18 protein-coding genes are annotated in these 16,840 nt (G+C 72.1%); 4 read left to right on the top strand and 14 right to left on the bottom strand.

Features of this window, described 5'->3' with window-relative positions:
* Positions 1-37: 37 nt before the first annotated feature.
* The gene (locus ABUW04_RS28315; protein ID WP_030258907.1) at positions 38-943 is read right to left on the bottom strand and encodes a GlxA family transcriptional regulator; all 906 of its coding nucleotides are present in this window, start codon (positions 941-943) and stop codon (positions 38-40) included.
* A gap of 6 nt (positions 944-949) precedes the next feature.
* On the bottom strand, positions 950-1,510 hold the full coding sequence (locus ABUW04_RS28310) for a cysteine hydrolase family protein (RefSeq protein WP_030258909.1): 561 nt from the start codon (positions 1,508-1,510) through the stop codon (positions 950-952).
* Positions 1,511-1,650: 140 nt separating this feature from the next.
* On the opposite strand from ABUW04_RS28310, the gene dapD reads away from it, so the two are divergent.
* Both dapD and ABUW04_RS28300 read left to right on the top strand, forming a co-directional pair.
* Positions 1,651-2,643, top strand: coding sequence for a 2,3,4,5-tetrahydropyridine-2,6-dicarboxylate N-succinyltransferase (gene dapD / locus ABUW04_RS28305; protein WP_030258912.1), 993 nt, complete (start codon positions 1,651-1,653; stop codon positions 2,641-2,643).
* A gap of 295 nt (positions 2,644-2,938) precedes the next feature.
* Positions 2,939-3,124 (top strand): hypothetical protein, encoded by a 186-nt coding sequence (locus tag ABUW04_RS28300; RefSeq protein ID WP_037596459.1) that lies wholly within the window; start codon positions 2,939-2,941, stop codon positions 3,122-3,124.
* A 26-nt stretch (positions 3,125-3,150) separates the two neighbouring features.
* Here ABUW04_RS28300 and ABUW04_RS28295 read toward each other — a convergent pair whose 3' ends face one another.
* From ABUW04_RS28295 to ABUW04_RS28260, 8 genes are all read right to left on the bottom strand, one after another.
* Positions 3,151-3,684 carry a DUF6099 family protein gene (locus tag ABUW04_RS28295; protein ID WP_030258914.1) on the bottom strand — a complete coding sequence of 178 codons (534 nt, stop codon included), beginning with the start codon at positions 3,682-3,684 and terminating at the stop codon, positions 3,151-3,153.
* Between the two features lie 149 nt (positions 3,685-3,833).
* Positions 3,834-4,187, bottom strand: coding sequence for a nucleotide pyrophosphohydrolase (locus ABUW04_RS28290; protein ID WP_030258916.1), 354 nt, complete (start codon positions 4,185-4,187; stop codon positions 3,834-3,836).
* Entirely contained in the window at positions 4,180-5,460 is a 1,281-nt protein-coding gene (locus ABUW04_RS28285) for an AAA family ATPase (RefSeq protein ID WP_380567159.1), read from the bottom strand. The genes ABUW04_RS28290 and ABUW04_RS28285 overlap by 8 nt, the downstream gene beginning before the upstream one ends.
* Before the next feature lie 7 nt (positions 5,461-5,467).
* On the bottom strand, positions 5,468-6,313 hold the full coding sequence (locus ABUW04_RS28280; protein ID WP_380567157.1) for a putative RNA methyltransferase: 846 nt from the start codon (positions 6,311-6,313) through the stop codon (positions 5,468-5,470).
* 65 nt (positions 6,314-6,378) lie between these two features.
* Positions 6,379-6,810, bottom strand: a complete 432-nt coding sequence (locus ABUW04_RS28275; protein WP_030258924.1) for a hypothetical protein — start codon at positions 6,808-6,810, stop codon at positions 6,379-6,381.
* Positions 6,807-7,040 carry a toxin-antitoxin system HicB family antitoxin gene (locus tag ABUW04_RS28270; protein ID WP_030258927.1) on the bottom strand — a complete coding sequence of 78 codons (234 nt, stop codon included), beginning with the start codon at positions 7,038-7,040 and terminating at the stop codon, positions 6,807-6,809. Before ABUW04_RS28270 ends, ABUW04_RS28275 begins: the two co-directional genes overlap by 4 nt.
* 97 nt (positions 7,041-7,137) lie before the next feature.
* On the bottom strand, positions 7,138-8,499 hold the full coding sequence (locus ABUW04_RS28265; protein WP_380567155.1) for a class I SAM-dependent RNA methyltransferase: 1,362 nt from the start codon (positions 8,497-8,499) through the stop codon (positions 7,138-7,140).
* The gene (locus tag ABUW04_RS28260; protein ID WP_030258932.1) at positions 8,496-10,589 is read right to left on the bottom strand and encodes an APC family permease; all 2,094 of its coding nucleotides are present in this window, start codon (positions 10,587-10,589) and stop codon (positions 8,496-8,498) included. The genes ABUW04_RS28265 and ABUW04_RS28260 overlap by 4 nt, the downstream gene beginning before the upstream one ends.
* Before the next feature lie 321 nt (positions 10,590-10,910).
* Between ABUW04_RS28260 and ABUW04_RS28255 the strand changes: the two genes are divergently transcribed.
* Both ABUW04_RS28255 and ABUW04_RS28250 read left to right on the top strand, forming a co-directional pair.
* Positions 10,911-11,573 carry a potassium channel family protein gene (locus ABUW04_RS28255; RefSeq protein ID WP_030258935.1) on the top strand — a complete coding sequence of 221 codons (663 nt, stop codon included), beginning with the start codon at positions 10,911-10,913 and terminating at the stop codon, positions 11,571-11,573.
* Positions 11,573-12,235: a potassium channel family protein gene (locus ABUW04_RS28250; protein WP_030258937.1), complete on the top strand. Its 663-nt coding sequence runs from the start codon at positions 11,573-11,575 to the stop codon at positions 12,233-12,235. Before ABUW04_RS28255 ends, ABUW04_RS28250 begins: the two co-directional genes overlap by 1 nt.
* Before the next feature lie 86 nt (positions 12,236-12,321).
* Here ABUW04_RS28250 and ABUW04_RS28245 read toward each other — a convergent pair whose 3' ends face one another.
* Genes ABUW04_RS28245 through ABUW04_RS28230 form a run of 4 tightly spaced genes read right to left on the bottom strand, consistent with a single transcriptional unit; the run spans position 12,322 to position 16,693 of the window.
* A complete protein-coding gene (locus ABUW04_RS28245) occupies positions 12,322-13,011 on the bottom strand; it encodes a DUF3159 domain-containing protein (RefSeq protein WP_030258939.1) in 690 nt (229 codons plus the stop codon).
* Positions 13,012-13,017: 6 nt separating this feature from the next.
* A complete protein-coding gene (locus ABUW04_RS28240) occupies positions 13,018-13,416 on the bottom strand; it encodes an OB-fold nucleic acid binding domain-containing protein (RefSeq protein ID WP_030258941.1) in 399 nt (132 codons plus the stop codon).
* Positions 13,417-13,451: 35 nt separating this feature from the next.
* Positions 13,452-14,144 carry a response regulator gene (locus tag ABUW04_RS28235; protein ID WP_380567153.1) on the bottom strand — a complete coding sequence of 231 codons (693 nt, stop codon included), beginning with the start codon at positions 14,142-14,144 and terminating at the stop codon, positions 13,452-13,454.
* The gene (locus tag ABUW04_RS28230) at positions 14,141-16,693 is read right to left on the bottom strand and encodes an ATP-binding protein (RefSeq protein ID WP_380567151.1); all 2,553 of its coding nucleotides are present in this window, start codon (positions 16,691-16,693) and stop codon (positions 14,141-14,143) included. Before ABUW04_RS28230 ends, ABUW04_RS28235 begins: the two co-directional genes overlap by 4 nt.
* Between the last annotated feature and the right edge of the window lie 147 nt (positions 16,694-16,840).

Raw genomic sequence — 16,840 nt, 5'->3', positions numbered from 1 at the left:
GCACGGGTCGTCGGGGCCGATCGTTCGGGCCGGTCGTTCAGGGCCTGGCGCGGAGGCGACGGAGCATCCTGGGGTCCTCGAAGCCGACGGTGCGGGCGGCGTGGTCCACGGTGGAGCCGTGCGAGATGAGGTGCTCGGCCCGCTCCAGGCGCAGCGTCTGCTGGTAGCGCAGCGGGGTGAGGCCGGTGGCCCGGGTGAAGAGACGGGTGAGGGTGCGGTCGCTGACACCGACCGCGGCCGCCAGGTCCGCCAGCGGGAGCCGGGAGTCGTAGCGGCTGTCGATGACGTCCTGGGCGCGGTGCACCGTGTCGTCCAGGTGCGAGCGGTGCCGCAGCATCGCGCTGTCCTGCTGCTCATGGCCGTTGCGGCGGGCGTAGACGACCATGTCCCTGGCGATCTGGCCTGCCGCGGCCGGGCCGTGGCGCTGAGCGACCAGATGGAGCGCCAGGTCGATACCGCTGGCGATGCCGGCCGAGGTCACCACCCGGTCGTCCACGGTGAACAGGACGTCGCGGACCACCGTCGCCCGGCGGTAGCGGGCGGCCAGCTGCTCCTGGAGGTCGTGGTGGGTGGTGCAGCGGCGGCCGTCCAGCAGTCCGGCCCGGCCCAGGGCGTCCGCCCCGGCGCAGACGCTGGCTACGGTGCCGCCGGCGGCATGGTGCTCGCGCAGCCGTCGCAGTGTGTCCGGGCCGAGCGGGGAGTCCGGCCCCAGGGAGGGCGACCGCCAGCCCGGGACCAGCAGCAGGTCCTCCGGTCCCAGCTCCGGCCAGTCGGTGTCGGCCTGCAGCGGGACGCCCTGGGCGCTGGTCACCACCGGCTGCTCGGCGACGTACCCGAGGGTGTAGTCGTGGCCGAAGTCGGCGGCGGTGGAGAAGACCTGGGCGGGCCCGGCGAGATCGAGCAGGTGCACGCCGGGCACCAGCAGGAAGACGATGCGGCTCATACCGCATCATCCCAGGTCGGCGGCCCGGGCCTCCAGCTCGTCGACAGTGGCGATGTCGGCGAAGCGGTCCGCCAGGACGAACACGGTGCGCTGGACCAGTTCCTCGGTGCTGAGGGTGACCCCGTCGCGGGTGATCGGGCTGGTGGAGGTGGCGTCCGGGACGAAGGTGACCCGGTAGCCCAGGTCACTGGCGACCCTGGTGGTGGTCTCCACGCACTGCTCGGTCCGGATGCCGCAGGTCACCAGCTCGGTGACACCGCGCTCCATCAGCTGCTGCTGCAGGTTGGTGGTGGTGAACGCATTGTGGGAGGTCTTGGTGACCGTCAGGTCGCCGTCCCGGTGGTCCAGCTCCTCCAGCAGCCGGACCTGGCCGAGGGCCGGGTCGAACACGGTGTCCGTGCCGGGTTCGGAGTGCAGCACCCAGACCACGGTGTCCCCGGCGGACCTGGCCAGCGAGACCAGCCGGTTGACCGGCTCGGCGATCTTCGGGTTGTGGCTCGCGGCCCACTCCTCGGCCCGGGCGCGGAAGGATTCCTGGACGTCGATGACAAGCAGTGCTCGGCTCATGGACTCCAGTCTGTCCTGGTCAGACGGGTGCGACCAGACCCGATCGGGTCCCGGGGCGGACCGATCCGGTCATGCCGGAGGCGCTGTCCGCACAGCGGTACGGTTGGGCGGCCAGGGGGGCGATTCGTTACCGTGACGGGGTGACGAACGAATCCGCTTCCCCCTCCCCCCGTGGTGCCGTGGCCGCAGGCCTGGCCACCGTCGCCGACGACGGCACGGTCCTGGACACCTGGTTCCCCGCCCCCTCGCTGACCGCGGACCCCGGGCCGGCCGGCACCGTGCTGCTGTCCGCCGCCGAGGCCACCGCCGAACTCGGTGCGGGCGTGGCCGGCGCCCTGCGCAAGGACCCGCGCCGCGGCGTGGAGGTCGTCGCGGTTCGCACCGTGATCGCCTCCCTGGACGAGAAGCCGCTGGACACCCACGACGCCTACCTGCGCCTGCACCTGCTCAGCCACCGCCTGGTGCGGCCGCACGGGCAGAGCCTGGACGGGCTGTTCGCCCTGCTCCCCAACGTCGCCTGGACCAGCATCGGCCCGGTGCCGGTGGACCGGGTCGAGTCCACCCGGCTCGCGGTCCGCGCCGAGGGCGGCCAGCTCGCCGTCTACGGCATCGACAAGTTCCCCAGGATGACGGACTATGTGGCACCCAGCGGGGTGCGTATCGCCCACGCCGACCGGGTCCGACTGGGCGCCCACCTCGCGGTCGGCACCACCGTGATGCACGAGGGCTTCGTCAACTTCAACGCCGGCACCCTGGGCACCTCCATGGTGGAGGGACGGATCTCGGCCGGCGTGGTGGTCGGCGACCACAGCGACATCGGCGGCGGCTCGTCGATCATGGGCACCCTCTCCGGCGGCGGCAAGCAGGTCGTGTCGGTCGGCGAGCGCTGCCTGCTGGGCGCCAACGCCGGGATCGGGATCTCGCTGGGCAACGACTGCGTGGTCGAGGCCGGCCTGTATGTCACCGCGGGGACCAGGGTCACCCTGCCGGACGGCAAGGTCGCCAAGGCGGTGGAGCTGTCCGGGCAGGACAACCTGCTGTTCCGCCGCAACTCGCAGAGCGGCACGGTCGAGGTCATCGCCCGCTCCGGCTCCTGGGGCGGCCTCAACGCCGAGCTGCACGCGCACAACTGACGCTCTGACGGACGCGCCGAGGGGGACGACGACCCCTCGAACCCCTGCTCGACGGGGTCGGTCAGGTCCGGCCCGGCGCTGGCCCCGCATCCCCCGTGGGTGTGACGGTCAGTGACCGGGCCACCGCGCGGCTCGTTTGCCCGCTCGGGAACGGCAACTGCCCGCCGTCCTGTCCGCCGCACCCAGGAGGGGCACGTCCACTCGGCCTCAACCGGCGGGTTCCGTCTCGGCGACGTTGACCACCTGCGGGTTGCGTGGGGGTTCGGGGGGTCGCTCCCCGAAGGATTGGAGCACCATGTCCGAGGCATCCGTCGTACCGGAGGGCCAGAGCGCCTCCTCCCCCACCGCTGCCCCCGCCGCTCCGCAGAGCCTGCTCGCGCAGATGGAGCAGCTGCTCGCCGCGCTCAACGCCGACCTGGTCCGCCTGGACGCCGACCTCCAGTCGCCACCCCCGCACGACGCACACAGCTACGAGCCCTAGCAGGGCCGACGCCCCCACCGCCGCCGTCATGACGCGCCGCCCTCCCCCGACTGCCAGTCGCCCACCGGCAGCAGCTCCCGGCAGGCCGGGTCGACGGCGCGCAGCAACTGCGCGGCCAGGTCCTGGCATTCCGCGACGGCGTCCACCGAGTCGATGCAGCGCCAGTACAGCTCCTGCTCGCCGGCCCCGCAGGCGAGCACGATCAGTGCCTCGGCGGTCTCCTGGACCAGCCGGCACAGCTCGCGGAGGGCCACTGCGGTATCGGTGAGCACGGTCAGCCGCTCCGCCCTGCCGGGGCCGCCCCCGTCGTCCGGGGGCCGCCCCACGCAGGTGGCCGCATGGCCCGCCGCCTCGGCCACGGCCCGGGCGATCCCGGACGCACCACCGCCCCCGCAACCGGCGCCGTCCAGCAGCTCACGCTCCATCAGTTCGAGCGCCAGCACCCGGGTCACGGCCTCGACCAGGGCGCAGGCCTGCCAGCACTCCGCCAGCACCTGCGGCACACTGCGGGCCTCGGTCAGACCGTGCCTGGTGGACTTGATCAGCCTCAGCGCGTCCATGGCCGCGACCCCCTGTTGCTCCTGACTGCTCCGACGGACTCTCCGTCAGGGCACCAGCCTGGAGCAGAAGGGGGACGACCCGACGCCGACGATCACCGGCTGTGGACAACTCGGGGGGTGTGCAGAACTCCGTCACCCCCGAGGGTGGGTCAGGAACCGTCCAGCGGCGGGGTGGCCCCGGCCGGGAAGCGCTGCTCGTTGCGCTCGATCTTCGCCGCCAGCGCCGCCAGCGGATCGACTCCCAGCGCCGAGCAGAACTGCAGCAGGTAGGCCAGCACATCGGCCACCTCGTCCTCGACCCTGTGCGCCCGTACCGGGTCCTCCATCACCGCGGCGGCCTGCTCCGGGGTCAGCCACTGGAAGATCTCCAGCAGTTCGGACGCCTCCACGCTGAGCGCGGCCACCAGGTTCTTCGGCGTGTGGTACGGCCCCCAGTCGCGCGCCGCGGCGAACTCGCGCAGCCGCTGCTGGAGCAGGGGGACGTCCGGGTGTCGATCAGTCATGCGCCCATTCTCCCCGCCCGCCGGCCCCCGCCTGCGCCCCTGCCCGCACGCCCGCCTGCGCCGCCGCCGGCACCCCCACCCGCGCCGGGGCCGGGGCCGGGGCGGGCGACGGCTCCAGCACGCTGTAGCCGGTCTGCGGATCGCGGCGGCAGTGCAGCACCAGCGCCTCCGGGGCCGCGCCCGCCGCCCCGTCCCGCAGCGTCGCCAGCAGCCGGGCGTGGCCGTGCCGGACCACCTCCCCGGCGAGCCGCAGCAGCTCCGCCACCTGCCCCTCGGCCAGCCCGGCGTCCAGGTCCTCGGCGAGCACCGTGAGCAGCCGGTCCACCTGGGGGACGTCGGCCGAGCTCATCTGCAGCACCCCGGGGCCGGTCAGCAGCACCGTCGCGAAGGCCAGGTAGCGCAGCAGGCCGCTGCTCATCGACTCGGCCCCGGTGACCGCGGTCTCCCCCTCCCACAGCGCCGCCCGCACCCGTGCGTCGTCGCTGCGCAGCACCCCCAGCTCGCGGACCGGGTAGGGGCTGCCGGTCCGGACGCTGCGCAGCAGCTTGCCGTACCTGATCCGGCACTCGGACTGGATCCGCGCCAGCACCGCGGACAGGTTCGCCGCCGTGCTCCGCAGCCTGGCGTCGTCCCCGGCCGGGACCCAGCCCCGCATCAGCGCGGGCACCGGGTCCACCGGGAAGACCTCACGCAGCGCCGTGAGCAGGTCCTCCACCGCCGTGAGCACCCGCTGCTCGCCCGGGGTGGCCCCGGCGATCCGCAGCGGCAGCTGGGCCGCCAGCAGGCTGCCCGCCGCCAGCGGGGCGCGGATGTCGCCCTGCCGCCCGTCGCTGTGCCAGATCGCGTTGATCCGGCCCCGCGCGCGGTCCTCCTCCCCGGTGGCCAGCAGCACCCGGGCCGGTGTCCCCGGCAGCGCCCCGGTGATCCGCTCGGCGACGATCCTGGGCTCGCCGTCGGTGCGCACCGCCACCTCCAGCGAGACGGTGCCGCTCCGCGCGGTCTCCACGCTGCAGCCGAGCCGGAACCCCTGCCGACCGTGCGGCACGCAGCCGCGCAGCCCGCCCCGGACCGGCGCCAGCGCCTCGGCCAGATCCGCGCCGCCGGCCAGTCCGGACAGGGCCGCCAACCCGTCCAGCAGGTTGGACTTCCCGCTGCCCGAAGCACCCTGCACCAGGGTGACCGGGGCCAGCGGCAGCACGGTGCCGACATGGGACTTGAACGCCACCAGGCGCAGTTCGCCGATGGTGGCCCGGCGCGGGGAAGGCTCGCTCACACCGGGGTCAACGAGCGAGCGGCACTTTGGTGAACCTGCTCAGGGTGACCGACGCCGTCACCGGCACCGGTTCGGGCAGCGCCGCGATCCGTTCGGCCAGCGCGGCCGGGTCGGTGTGCCAGGCACTCGGGCCCATGCCGACCACGGTGCGCACCGCCTCGTGGTCCAGCAGCAGGGTGAAGTCGTGCTCGCTGCTGCCGGCGGACTCCAGGTACGGTCCCAGCGTCGCCGCCAGCCGCTCCTCCTTCCGCCCGTCCACTCCGAGCAGGCCCAACTCGCGCACCAGTTCCGCCAGGTGACGAGGCGTCGGAGTGATCGTCAGCAGCGTTCCGCCGAGCCGGAGCACCCGGCGCAGCTCCGGTCCGTTGCGCGGGGCGAAGACATTGATCACCAGGTCGGCGGCGTCGTCCCGGATCGGCAGCGGACGCCAGGCGTCGCAGACCACGGCGCCGGCCCGGGGGTGCGAGCGGGCGGCCCGGCGCAGCGCGAACTTGGAGATGTCCAGGGCGATCCCGTGCGCCTCGGGCAGCGCGTCGAGCACGGCGGCGAGGTAGTGGCCGGTGCCCGCGCCCAGGTCGACCACGCAGCGGGCGTCAGCGGGTGCGGCCGCTGCCAGCGCTTCGGCGACCGGGGCGTAGTGCCCGGCACTGAGGAAGGCGTCGCGGGCGGCGACCATGGCGGCGGTGTCACCGGTGCCGGTGTGCGCGTCGCCGGGCAGCAGGCTGACATAGCCCTGCCTGGCGACGTCGAAGGTGTGCCGCTGCGGGCAGCGCAGCGCGCCGCCGCCGGGACCGGCCGCGAGACCCTGCCCGCAGTGCGGGCAGACCAGGTACTCCACAACGTCCTGCAGCACGCGTCCGTCTCCCTGCGGTTCCTGCCGTGTTCTTCCTGCAATGTCAACTGAAGCCGCAGGTCAGACTAGTCGTTCTGGTCGCCCTCGGGCTCCCCGTCGGACTCCCCCTCGGCATCCGGCAACTGGTCGACGACCCAGCCCGCCAGCCGCTGGGACGCCCCGTCGACGCCGATCCGGCCCTCCCGCACACCGCGGGCCAGGCTGCGCATCTCCCGGGTCGTGGTGGCCACGTTGGCGCCACCGGAGACCAGATAGGCGAAGGCCACGGCGGTGCCGAAGAGCTCGTTGTTGCGTTCCAGCGCGGGCACCCGGATGAGCTGGTGCATCAGCGCCGCGGCCCGGTCCTCGGGCTCGGGGTAGACCAGTACGTCGAAGATCTCCGCCTGGTGCCGGGTCACCGCGGCGACGAGCGAGCCGTAGTCGGTGACCCGGGGGTCGCCCGGGGTGTACTGCTCGGCGACCATGAGCAGCCAGGACAGGTCGATCTCGACGTTCAACGGCGCTGACCCGTCCCTTCGTGCTCGCCGAACTCGGCGAGGAAGGCGGCCTCGTACTCCTTCATGAACTGCGCGGCGGCGTCCACGAAGGACCTGCCGGTCTCTCCCATGTCCTGCTGGACCAGCTTCTCGATGTACTGGTTCATGCTGATCCCCTCCTGTTCCGCCCTGGAGCGGGCGATCTCGGCCGTGGTGGCGTCCACCCGGACATTGAGCTGCTTCTTTGTCATACTTCCAAGCTAGCGCGATTCCGCTAGCACGCAAGGGTCATAAGAAGAGCACTACCCACAGGACGAACCTGCCAAGAGCGGAACAGGTCACGGGAAATCAACCCGAAACGGGCTCCAGGATCGCCACGCACTCGAAGTGCTGGGTCATCGGGAACAGGTCGAAGGCCCGCAGGCTGACCGGACGGTAGCCGACGGCGGCGAAGAAGCCCAGGTCACGGGCGAGGGCGGCCGGGTCGCAGGCGACATAGGCGATCCGGCGGGGCGTGAGCCCGGCCAGGTGGCGCACGGTGTCGCGGCCCGCGCCGGAGCGCGGCGGGTCGAGCACCACCAGGTCCGTCTCGGTGATGCCGGTGCGCGGCAGCAGCCGCTCCACCTTGTCGCACTCGATCCGCACCCGGCCCTCACCGATCAGGTCGCCGAGGTTGTGCCGGGCGTCGATCACGGACTGCTTGGACGACTCGATGCCGAGCACCGCGCCGGTCTCCCCCAGCTGGTCGGCCAGGGCACCGGCGAACAGGCCCACGCCGCAGTACAGGTCCAGGGCGTTCTCGCCCTCCTGCGGGTCCAGGCCCTCCAGCACGGCCGAGACCAGCAGGTCCGGGGCCTCCGGGTGGATCTGCCAGAAGCCGCCCTCGCTGACCCGCCAGGTCCGGCCCGCCGCCCGCTCCCGCACGAACGACCGCCCGTGCACCCGGTGCAGCCCGCCGTGGTCGTCGATCCGCATCACCGACACCGGCCGGTCCAGCTCCACGATCGGCAGCCGGGCCCCGGCCCGCGGGGTCAGGATCACCTGGCGGTCGGACGACCCGGTCGCGGCGATCGCCTCGACCGTGGCCATGCCCTCCCAGTCGCGCGCCTCCACGCCCAGCTCGGTCACCCCGGCGGCGGCGATCAGGCAGCGGTCGACCGGCTGCACCCGGTGCGAGCGGTGCCGCCGCAGACCGGCCTCGCCGGTGTCCGGGTCGACCGCGTACTGGACCCGGGTGCGCCACTGCGGCACCGTGCCGGCCGGGAGCTTGCCGCCGACCGGCTCGATGCTGCCGTCCCAGCCGGCCCCGGCCGGGTCGAGCTTGGCCAGCTGGCGCAGCTGCTCGGTGAGCACCTGCACCTTGAGCTTGCGCTGCGCGCCCGGGGTCGCGTGCTGCCAGTCGCAGCCGCCGCACTTCCCGGGACCGGCGAACGGGCAGGGCGGCTCGACCCGGTCCTTGGAGGCCTGCAGCACCTCGACCGCGTCGGCGCGCAGGAAGCGCGAGGACTCCGTGCCGTCGGTGACCTCGGCCACCACCCGCTCGCCCGGCAGCGCGTGCCGGACGAACAGCACCCGGCCCTCGTGCCGGGCCACGCAGTGGCCGCCGTGGGCGACCGGGCCCACCTCGACCTCGTACCGCTGACCGACCAGGGACGGCGCCTCGGCTTCGGCGGCGGCGGTCTCGGATCGGGTCCTGCCAGGGGGTGTCACGCGCTGCTGTCCTTGCTGTCGGTCGTCCCAGCGCCGCCCGGGCCCGGCTCGGTGTCCGCGGCGGCGCCCGCGCGCTTCTGCACGCGGAGGAGGTCTCCACGACGGATCTGCCCGGGGGCGTTCCACTCCACCGGCTTGCGACGGCGCTCGGAGGACTCCAGCTGCCAGGGTACCGAGGTCACCATGACACCCGGCGTGAACAGCAGCCGGCCCTTGAGCCGCAGCGCGCTCTGGTTGTGCAGCAGCTGCTCGTACCAGTGGCCGACCACGTACTCCGGGATGTAGACGGTGACCACGGCGCGCGGGCTGTCCTTGCGCAGCTGCCGGACGTAGTCCACGACCGGACGGGTGACCTCGCGGTACGGCGAGTGCAGCACCTTCAGCGGGATCTCGATTCCGCGCCGCTCCCAGTCCGCCTTCAGCGCCGCGGTGTCCGCCGGGTCCACGTCCACGGTCACCGCCTCCAGCGTGGAGGTGTGCGCCGAGCGCGACAGCTGCGCGTACGCCAGCGCCCGCAGGGTGGGCTTGTGCAGCTTGGACACCAGCACCACCGAGTGCACCTTGGACGGCAGCACCGTCTCGTCCGGGCGCTCCTCGGCCGCGACCAGCTCGGCGGAGACCCGGTCGTAGTGCTTCCTGATCGCCTTCATCATCACGAAGAAGACCACCATCAGCAGGCAGGACATCCAGGCGCCGGACAGGAACTTGGTGCCCAGGACGACCACCAGCACGCAGGCGGTGCAGGCCAGGCCGATGCTGTTGATCACCCGGCTGCGCATCATCCGGCGGCGCACGGCCGGGTCCGTCTCGGTCTTCAGCAGCCTGGTCCAGTGCCGGATCATGCCGGTCTGGCTCATGTTGAAGGAGACGAAGACACCGATGATGTAGAGCTGGATCAGCCGGTTGGGGTCGGCGCCGTAGCCGATGATGAAGACGATCGCGACGCCGGCCAGCATGATGATGCCGTTGGAGAACGCCAGCCGGTCCCCGCGGGTGTGCAACTGGCGCGGCAGGTACCGGTCCTGGGCCAGGATCGAGCCGAGCACCGGGAAGCCGTTGAACGCGGTGTTGGCGGCCAGCACCAGGATCAGCCCGGTGACGGCGGCGATGTAGTAGAAGCCCGGCGAGAAGTTGCTGAACACGGCCTGGCTGATCTGCGCCAGCGCGGTCTTCTGGTGGTAGTCGGACGGGGCGCCGATCAACTGGGCGGTGTTCTCGGACATCTTCAGGCCGGTCAGGTTGCCCATCCAGATGATGCCGATCAGCATCACCACGGCGATGACCGCCATCATCAGCAGGGTGGTCGCGGCGTTCTTGCTCTTGGGCTTCTGGAAGGCCGGCACGCCGTTGCTGATGGCCTCCACACCGGTCAGCGCGGCGCAGCCGGAGGAGAAGGTCTTCAGCAGCAGGAAGACCATCGCGAGTCCGGCCACGTTCTCGTGTCCATGGGCCGGAACCAGGTCGAACTTGTAGCTGGCGGCGTGCATCGAGTCGCTGAGGAAGAAGTGCCGGACGGCCGCGTAGGCCATCAGGCCCAGGATGCCGACCATGAACCCGTAGGTCGGGATGGCGAAGGCCGTCCCCGACTCGCGCACCCCGCGCAGGTTCATCCCCATCAGCACCACGACCAGGGTGACCGAGATCGCCACCTCGTGGCCGTGCAGCGAGGGCACCGCGGAGACCACGTTGGCGACGCCGGAGGTGGTCGACACCGCGACGGTGAGCACGTAGTCCACCATCAGCGCCGCGGCCACGGTCAGCCCCGCGTTGGCGCCCAGGTTCACCGTGGCGACCTCGTAGTCGCCGCCGCCGCTGGGGTAGGCGTGCACGTTCTGCCGGTACGAGGCGACGACGACCAGCATCACCAGCGCCACCACGCCGCCCACCCACCAGGAGAAGTGGATGGTGGTGATACCGGCGACGGCCAGCGCGAGGAAGATCTGCTCGGGGGCGTAGGCCACCGAGGACAGTGCGTCGGACGCGAAGACCGGCAGCGCGATCCGCTTCGGCAACAGCGTCTCACCCAGCTTGTCGCTCTGGAGGGCGCGGCCGATCAGGATCCGCTTGGGTACGTCGGTGAGTTTGGACACGACGAGGATCGTAGAGCCTGTCCTTGACGCGCCCTTAACGCCCCTCCGGAAATCAGCAGAGCGTCACTCGCCGCTCACCGGAATGTTGCGGATCGGTATCGGGAAGGTGTGAGTTCCCTCGCCCCCCTTGCCCGGCGTCGACACCTGCCCGCCAGCCGCTTCCCAGCGGACTCCTAGATCCGGACCCCTTCCGGGGTGTAACGACCCGGGTTGCGCGGGTACTGCGGTTGTGTCATCGGCGCGCGAGGGTGCGACCCTGGTGCGGGCACCGGTTAAGAAGGTGCCAGGATCGAGCCGGGACATCACTCCGGAAGGACGGGCGTGCACATCGTCATCATGGGCTGCGGTCGCGTGGGTTCTGCCCTCGCGCGCACCCTCGAGAAGCAGGGGCACTCGGTCGCTGTCGTCGACCAGGACCCCACGGCGTTCCGCCGTCTCGGTTCCGGGTTCACCGGCCAGCGGGTGACCGGGGTCGGCTTCGACCAGGACACGCTCCGGGAAGCCGGGATCGAGCAGGCCGGTGCCTTCGCGGCGGTCAGCAGCGGCGACAACTCCAACATCATCGCCGCGCGGGTGGCCCGGGAGAACTTCGGCGTGGAGAACGTCGCGGCCCGGATCTACGACCCGCGCCGCGCCGAGGTCTACCAGCGCCTCGGCATCTCCACCGTGGCCACGGTCCGCTGGACCGCCGACCAGATGCTGCGCCGGCTGCTGCCCAGCGGCTCCGAGCCCAACTGGCAGGACCCCAGCGGCGCCGTGCAGCTCGCCGAGGTCCCGGTGGCGTCCGGCTGGATCGGCCACCGCCTCAGCAAGCTGGAGCAGGCCGCGGCGGTGCGGGTGGCGTTCGTCAGCCGACTGGGCGTGGGCACGCTGCCGACGCCCGAGATGGTGCTGCAGGAGGGCGACCTCGTGCACATGATGATGCGCATCGCAGATCTCGAGGCCGTCGAGGCCGTGTTCGCGAAGGGCCCGGAGGAGCACTGATGCGGGTAGCCATTGCCGGGGCCGGTGCGGTGGGACGATCCATCGCGGGCGAGCTGCTGGAGAACGGCCACGAGGTCCTCCTCGTGGACAAGAACCCCAAGTCCATCTCGGTGGAGCGGGTACCGCAGGCCGAGTGGCTGCTCGCGGACGCCTGCGAGATCACCGCGCTGGACGAGGCGGCGCTGCAGCGCTGCAACGTGGTCATCGCCGCGACCGGGGACGACAAGGTCAACCTGGTCGTCTCGCTGCTGGCGAAGACCGAGTACGGCGTGCCGCGGGTGGTCGCGCGGGTGAACAACCCCAAGAACGAGTGGCTGTTCAACGAGGCCTGGGGGGTGGACGTGGCCGTCTCGACCCCGCGACTGATGTCGGCGCTGGTCGAGGAGGCGGTGAGCGTCGGCGACCTGGTCCGGCTGATGCGGTTCAGCCAGGGCGACGCCAACCTGGTGGAGATCACGCTCTCGGGGACGGCCACCGCGGTCGGACTGCGGGTCAGTGATGTGGAGTGGCCGCAGGACACTGCGCTGGTCACCATCATCCGCGAGGGCCGGGTTCTGGTTCCCAGCGGCAGCGACAGTCTTGAGGGTGGGGACGAGCTGCTGTTCGTGGCTACGGCGGAGCGGGAGCGGGAGTTGGAAGAGCTGCTCTCCAAGGAGAGCTGAGTCCACCACTGGGGCGCGAGGTTGCTGCGAGGTCGGCGTGCACGTGTGTGCGTGGTCGGCCGCGCAGTTCCTCGCGCCCCTGGCGGTTACACGCGTTCGTGGTCGGGTTCTTCTTCTTTTTCTTCCTCTTCGGAGGCGACCTTGATGGGGGGCGGGGCCTTGGAGAGGATCAGCCAGGAGAGGTAGATGGCGACCAGCCAGGGCGGGACGCCCAGGCCGATCTTGGCGACGCCGAGCCAGGTGACGTTGCCGGCCCAGTAGAGCGGGAACAGGATCGCCGCGCGGATAGCGAAGAGCGCGACCCAGACCCAGGTGGCCTTGGTGTAGGCGGCGAGGCGGCCCGGGTTCTGGGTGCGCCAGGTCATGTTCTCGCCCAGGATCGGGCCGAGCATCACTCCGAGCAGCGGCCAGCGCACCAGGGCCGAGACGGCGTAGAGCACGCCCAGCAGCACGCCGTAGATCATGGACGGCAGGTAGAAGTCCTGGGCCTTGCCGGACTTCATGGCGATGAACGCGCCGATGGCCACGCCCAGCACCCCGCCGAAGGCGTGCTTCAGGGTCTCCCTGCGGACCAGCCGGACCACGGCGAGCAGTACCGTCACGCCGACCGCCGACCAGGCGGAGACGCCCAGCTGCTTGGTGATCGTGTACAGCAGCACGAAGACGAAGCCGGGGACGGTCATGTCGACCATGCCGCGGACCCCGCCGAAGGCGTCGATCAGCGAGGTGTCGACCTCGGTGGAATCCTTGCTGGCCAGCTTGTGACTGGGGCTCACGCGGTGCTACTCCGATCCGACAGGGCGCAGCTCGTACCGCGGGTTGAAGAGCACCCGGCGGCCTCGCGCATGACTGATCCGGCCGTGGGCCACCAGGCGGCGGCCGGGCTCTATCCCCGCGATGGAGCGGCGGCCCAGCCAGACCACGTCCAGCGCGTCGGTGCCGTCGAAGAGCTCCGCCTCCAGGGCGGGGACGCCGGCCCTGGGGCGCAGGGTCACCGCGCGCAGCGTGCCCGTCACCGTGACCTGCTGGCGGTCCTGGCAGGAGGCGATGGGCATGCAGCCGGCCTCCTCGGCGTCCTGGCGCAGCTCCTCGGCCTGGAGCTCCTCGCTGCTCGCGGCCAGCCGGTTGAGCATCCGGCGCAGACGCCCCTGCTGCCGGTCGGTTCGGATGTCACCACTCATAGCCGAAGAGTACCGCTCCGTACCACCGCGCAGGCCTACTGCTCGAAGCGGTAGCCCATGCCCGGCTCGGTGATGAAGTGCCGCGGGTGCGCCGGATCGACCTCCAGCTTGCGGCGGAGCTGCGCCATGTAGACGCGGAGGTAGTTGGTCTCGGTGCCGTACGCCGGTCCCCAGACCTCCTGCAGCAGCTGCTTCTGGCTGACCAGCCGGCCTGCGTTGCGCACCAGCACCTCCAGCAGGTGCCATTCGGTCGGGGTGAGCCGGACGTCGGCGCCCTCGCGCTGGACCCGCTTGGCGATCAGGTCGACCGTGAAGGACTCGGTGCTGACCACCGCCTCGTCGGGGTCGGTGCCGACCGGGGCGGCCCGGCGGACCGCGGCGCGCAGCCGGGCCAGCAGTTCGTCCATGCCGAAGGGCTTGGTGACGTAGTCGTCGGCGCCGGCGTCCAGGGCCTCGACCTTCTCGTCGGAGGCGTGCCGGGCCGAGAGGACGATCACCGGGATCTTGGTCCAGCCGCGCAGCCCGCGGATGACCGTGGTGCCGTCCATGTCCGGCAGCCCGAGGTCGAGCAGCACCACGTCGGGGTGGCGGGCCGCCGCCAGCTCCAGCGCTGAGGCTCCGTCGTGGGCGGCGTCGACCTCGTAGCCGCGCGCCCTGAGGTTGATCACCAGCGCGCGGACGATCTGCGGCTCGTCGTCGACCACCAGGACCCTGGTCGCACCTGTCATTCCGGGCTGCCTTTCCCCTGCTGCTGCGTCGAGTACTGCTGAGCGGTGTGGTCGGACTGTTCGGTACGGAGGGTGAACACCATGGTGAGGCCGCCGCCCGGGGTGTCCTCGGCGGTGAGGCTGCCGCCCATGGACTCGACGAAGCCCCGGGCCACGGCGAGCCCCAGGCCGACCCCGGCGCCCCTGGGGGCGTCACCGTAGCGCTGGAAGGGCTCGAAGACCTTGTCCTTGGCCTCGTCGGGGATGCCGGGACCGTGGTCGGCGACCCGCACCTCCAGCCGGTCGGGCTCCCCGGCCAGCCGCAGCACGCTGCCGGAGACGAGGACCCGGCCCTCGCCCTGGTACTTCACGGCGTTCTCGACCACGTTCGCCAGCGCCCGCTCCAGCAGTCCGGGGTCGCCCTCCACCATCGGCAGGTCCTCGGGGACGTCCAGCCGCACCGTGCCGTCCGGGACGCCGCGCAGCGCCATCGGCACCACCTCGTCCAGGTCGAACTCGCGGACCAGCGGGACCACGCTGCCGGTCTGCAGCCGGCTCATGTCCAGCAGGTTGCCGATCAGGTGGTCCAGCCGGTCGGCGCCCTCCTCGATGCCGGCCAGCAGCTCCGCCTCGTCCTCGGCGCTCCACTGCAGGTCCTCGGTGCGCAGTGAGGAGACCGAGGCCTTGATGCCGGCCAGCGGCGTGCGCAGGTCGTGCGAGACGGCGGCCAGCAGCGCGGTGCGGATCCGGTTGCCCTCGGCCAGCCGGCGGGCTTCGGCGGCCTGCTCGCTCAGCCGGCGGCGCTCCAGCACCTCGGCCGCCTGGGCGGCGAAGGCGCCCAGCACCCGGCGGTCCCCGGCCGGGAGCACCCGTCCGGACAGCGCCAGCGCCAGCCGCTCGCCGACCGGGACGTCCACGTCGGCGTCCTCGGGGCGGTTCACCGGCGCGGGCCCGACCGAGCCGGCGCAGGTCCACGGGCCGAAGTCGTCCGCGCGTTCCAGCAGCGCCACCGACTCCATCTGGAAGGTCTCCTTGACCCGCTCCAGCAGCGCCGGCAGCGCCTTCTCGCCGCTGAGCACGCTGCCGGCGAGGAAGCTCAGGGTCTCCGCCTCGGCCCGGCTGCGGGCCGCCTCGGCGGTGCGGGAGGCGGCCAGGTCCACCACATAGGCCACCGACAGGGCCACCGCCAGGAAGACCGCGATGGCGACGATGTTCTGCGGGTCGGCCACAGTCAGGGTGTGCAGCGGCGGAGTGAAGTACCAGTTGATCAGCAGCGAGCCGACCACCGCCGAGGCCAGCGCCGGGAACAGTCCGCCGGTGAGTGCGGCGGCCACGGTGAGGCCCAGGTACAGCAGCATGTCGGTGCTGCCGGAGCGGGTGCCGCCGAGGATCCAGGTGAGCAGCAGCGGCCCGCCGACGCCCAGCACCCAGCCCACCGCGGTGCGGGCCGGGCCCAGCCGGGCGATCCGGCGGATCGGGCGCACTCGGCCGCGGGCCACGTGCTCGTGAGTGACGATGTGCACGTCCACGTCGCCGGCCTCGCGGGCGACGGTGGCGCCGACCCCCGGCCCCAGCACCCACTGCCAGGTCTTGCGCCGGCTGCTGCCCAGCACGATCTGGGTGGCGTTGACGCCCCGGGCGAAGTCCAGCAGCGCCTCGGCGGCGTTGTCACCCAGTACCGAGTGGAAGCTGCCGCCGAGGTCCTCGACCAGGGCCCGCTGCACCGTCAGCTCCTGCGGCGAGGCACCGGTCAGCCCGTCGCTCTTGGCGACGTACACGGCCAGGATCTCGCTGCCTGAGCCCTTGGCCGCGATCCGGGCGGCCCGGCGGATCAGGGTCCGCCCCTCGGGGCCGCCGGTGAGGCCGACCACGATCCGCTCCCGGGCCTGCCAGGTGTCGCTGATCCGGTTCTCGGCCCGGTAGCGCTGCAGGTACTCGTCGACCCGGTCGGCGGTCCACAGCAGTGCCAGTTCCCGAAGCGCCGTCAGATTGCCCGGTCTGAAGTAGTTGGAGAGCGCCGCGTCGACCTTCTCCGGGGCGTAGACGTTGCCGTGCGCCAGCCGGCGCCGCAGCGCCTCGGGGGCCATGTCGACCAGCTCGATCTGCTCGGCCCGGCGCACCACCTCGTCCGGCACCGTCTCCTGCTGGCGCACGCCGGTGATGCCCGCGACGACGTCCGCGAGCGACTCCAGGTGCTGGATGTTGACGGTGGAGATGACGTCGATGCCGGCGGCCAGCAGCTCCTGGACGTCCTGCCAGCGCTTGGCGTTGCGGCAGCCGGGGACGTTGGTGTGGGCCAGCTCGTCCACCAGGGCGACGGCGGGACGGCGGGCCAGCACCGCGTCCACGTCCATCTCGGAGAAGGACGCCCCCCGGTACTCCATGGAGCGGCGCGGCACCACCTCCAGACCGGCGACCAGCTCGGCGGTGTGGGCGCGGCCGTGGTCCTCGACGAAGCCGACCACCACGTCGGTGCCGCGGTCCCGGCGCCGGTGCGCCTCACCCAGCATGGCGCAGGTCTTGCCCACTCCGGGGGCAGCCCCCAGATAGATCCGCAGCCTGCCGCGCATACCTGTCCTCTGACGTCGTGCTTCCCCGTTGAGCGTACGCGAGTCGCGAGGCTGTTCCCCTGCTCAGCGCCGTCCGAAAGCTGCTTTAGCGACATCTTGACGAGTCCACCGGGGGCTGTTCGGGGTCACCCGCCGGTGCGAGGATCG

The sequence above is a fragment of the Streptacidiphilus jeojiensis genome (assembly GCF_042510965.1).
Taxonomy (GTDB): Bacteria; Actinomycetota; Actinomycetes; order Streptomycetales; family Streptomycetaceae; genus Streptacidiphilus; species Streptacidiphilus jeojiensis.
Note: the sequence above shows the minus strand (reverse complement) of the source record. Positions and strands in the feature narration are given on the sequence as shown.